The following is a 2,586-nucleotide window of genomic DNA, read 5'->3' on the forward strand; positions in this document are numbered from 1 at the left end:
CACCAGCAGTGGGTTGCATACGTTCTGTGATCGCGCACCGGGCTCCAACCAGCCCACTCCCACTGTTCTCTCTGTCCCAGCGGGTCTCAGGAGCAGCGCCGTGGACCCGGTGATCGTCGTCGGCGCGGGCCCCGTGGGACTCGCACTGTCGCTCGCCCTGGCCTCGCAGGGCGTTCCGTCCGTCGTCCTCGACGAGGGCGCGGGCAAGGACGAGCCGCGCCCGGCTCGTACGGTCGTGCTGCGCGCCGACACCGCGGCGCTGATGGAGCGGCTCGGCTGCGCCACGATCCGTGACGAAGGCACCCGCTGGGTCGGCTGGCGGTCCCTGCGACGCAAGCAGGAAATGCGCGCGCTGGAACTCGGCGGAGACGACTTCCCGACGCCGCTGCACATTCCGCAGCACGCCCTGATGCGAGGGCTGCGGGACGCCGTCGCGGCGGCCGGCCTGGTGCAGGTCGCCACGCACAGCCGGCTCGACGCGCTGGAGCAGGACGGCAGCGGTGTCACCGCGCACACCCGCGGGCCCGAGGCAACATGGTGGCGCGGGAGTTATCTGGTCGGCTGCGACGGGGCCCGGTCCACGGTCAGGAAGCTGCTCGGCATCCGCTTCCCCGGCCGTACCGCCGTGGAGCGCCATGCCGTCGCCGCGCTGCGCACCGAGCTGCCCTGGCCGGACGAGGCGGTGCTGCACCGGATGCCGCCGTGGCGCGCCGGCGGCGAGGAGGTGACGGCCAGGCCGCTGCCCGACGGCGCCTGGCGGCTGGACTGGCTGCTGCCGGCCCGTGGCGAACTGGTCACGCCCGACGCGCTGGTGTCCCGGGTGCGCGACACTCTGTCCGGCTGGTGCGACGGGACACCGCAGTACGACCTCATCGACACCAGCGTCTACACGCTGCACCACCGGCTGGCCCGTCGCTGGCGGGTGGACCGGGCCTTCCTCGCCGGGGACGCCGCCCATCTCCTCGGCGCCGTCGGCACCCAGGCGCTCGACGAGGGGGTGCGCGACGCCGAGAACCTCGCCTGGAAACTGGCCCAGGCCTGGCACCACGGCGCGTCGGACACGCTCCTCGACAGCTATCAGGCGGAGCGGCGCACCGCCGTCGCCGCACGTCTGCGCGCCGCCGACCAGTCCCTGCCGATACTGCGTTCCGGCGGGGGCCTGCGGACCTATCTGCCGGGTGCGGCGCGCGGGCACGACACGCTGCTGACCGACGGGCATCTGGGGCTTGGGCCGCTGGGCGCGCCCCCTTCGTACCCGAACTCCCCCCTCGCACCTCAACGCACCGAGGCGCACACCACCGTAGGTACTCCGATCGGCGCACCGGTCACCGACGTACTCGTCATGGCGCCGGACGGCACGACCGAACGGCTCCGGGACCGGCTGGGACAGGGCCGGCTGCTGGTCGTCCTGGTCGCGCCCGGCACGGGCGTGTGGGACCGGCGGCACTGGATGACCGCGGGTGTGATGCCACGGCTGGCCGCCGCCGTCTCGGCGCTGCCGGTACCGGCGGAGCTCCTGGTCACGGAGGGCTACCCGGGGGCCTCGGCGCATACGGTGCTGCTGGTGCGGCCGGACGGACATCTGGTCACGTCCTTCGGCGGGGTGCGTCCGTCGGAGCTGTACGCCGCCGCGGACGCGGTACGCGGGGGCGCGCCCGCCGCCGCGCACTCGGACCGCACCACCTCCGGCCACACTGCTGACCGCCCCTCCGACCGCACCGCGGACATCAATTGACCGACGCAGGCGCGCATGGTCTACTCCGAAACGTGACCGACACCGATGTGCGCCTGTGGCGGAGGGTCCATATGGACCTGCTCCGCTATGCGGGCTGCGTGTGTCGTCCGTCCTGCTGATTCGCCTTCTTTCCCGTTTCGCGCGGCCGCGTTCGTTCCTTCGTGTGCCTGGCTGCGCGCATCTCAGCGAACTTCCAGGACGGTTGCGTTGTCTCAACTTCCCCCACCCGCCGCCGCTTCCGCTTCCGCAGGTACGGAAGCGTCCGCGCCCACCAGTGCCGAGCTTTTCGACTTCGTCCGGCGCGCTGCTGCCGACACCCGGCTGATCGCCTCGCTTCCGCTCGATCCGGAGGGCCGCACCTGGGTGCGGCTCAAGGGACCGGGCGGCAGCGAGGCCTGGCTGATCGGCTGGCCGCCGGGCACCGGCACCGGCTGGCACGACCACGCCGAGTCGGTCGGCGCCTTCGCCACGGCGTCAGGCGAGCTGAAGGAGAACTCGCTCGCGGTGCGGCTCCCCGCGAGCGGGTGGAAGACCCTGGAGCTGGCCGAAGGGCTGGACCGCGGGCGGCGACTGGGCCCGGGACAGGGGCGGGCCTTCGGCCGCCACCATGTGCACGAGGTGCTCAACGAATCCACCGCCGGCCACGCGGTCTCGGTCCACGCGTACTATCCGCCGCTGCCGCTGATCCGGCGCTTCAGCAGGACCGGCGCGGTGCTCCGTCTTGAGCAGGTCGAACGTCCGGAGGACTGGCAGTGATTGAATCCTCCCCTCCCTGAAGGGAGGGGATTCCTGGCTCACGTCGGCTGCGGACCGGCGGTCCAGCAGCTCTTACACGATCAGCACCAGCCGGG

Annotated in this window: 3 protein-coding genes; all 3 read left to right on the forward strand. The window is 72.6% G+C overall.

The features are described from left to right. Positions 1-100: 100 nt before the first annotated feature. The 3 genes from ACWGI8_RS42880 to ACWGI8_RS42890 all read left to right on the forward strand — a co-directional run bounded on the left by ACWGI8_RS42880 (position 101) and on the right by ACWGI8_RS42890 (position 2,491). Positions 101-1,735, forward strand: coding sequence for an FAD-dependent monooxygenase (locus tag ACWGI8_RS42880; protein ID WP_453668887.1), 1,635 nt, complete (start codon positions 101-103; stop codon positions 1,733-1,735). Positions 1,736-1,782: 47 nt separating this feature from the next. Next, positions 1,783-1,854 (forward strand): putative leader peptide, encoded by a 72-nt coding sequence (locus tag ACWGI8_RS42885; protein ID WP_310851512.1) that lies wholly within the window; start codon positions 1,783-1,785, stop codon positions 1,852-1,854. An 88-nt stretch (positions 1,855-1,942) separates the two neighbouring features. After that, positions 1,943-2,491, forward strand: coding sequence for a cysteine dioxygenase (locus ACWGI8_RS42890; protein WP_453668888.1), 549 nt, complete (start codon positions 1,943-1,945; stop codon positions 2,489-2,491). Positions 2,492-2,586 lie beyond the last annotated feature (95 nt).

The sequence above is a fragment of the Streptomyces sp. NPDC054841 genome (assembly GCF_053611045.1).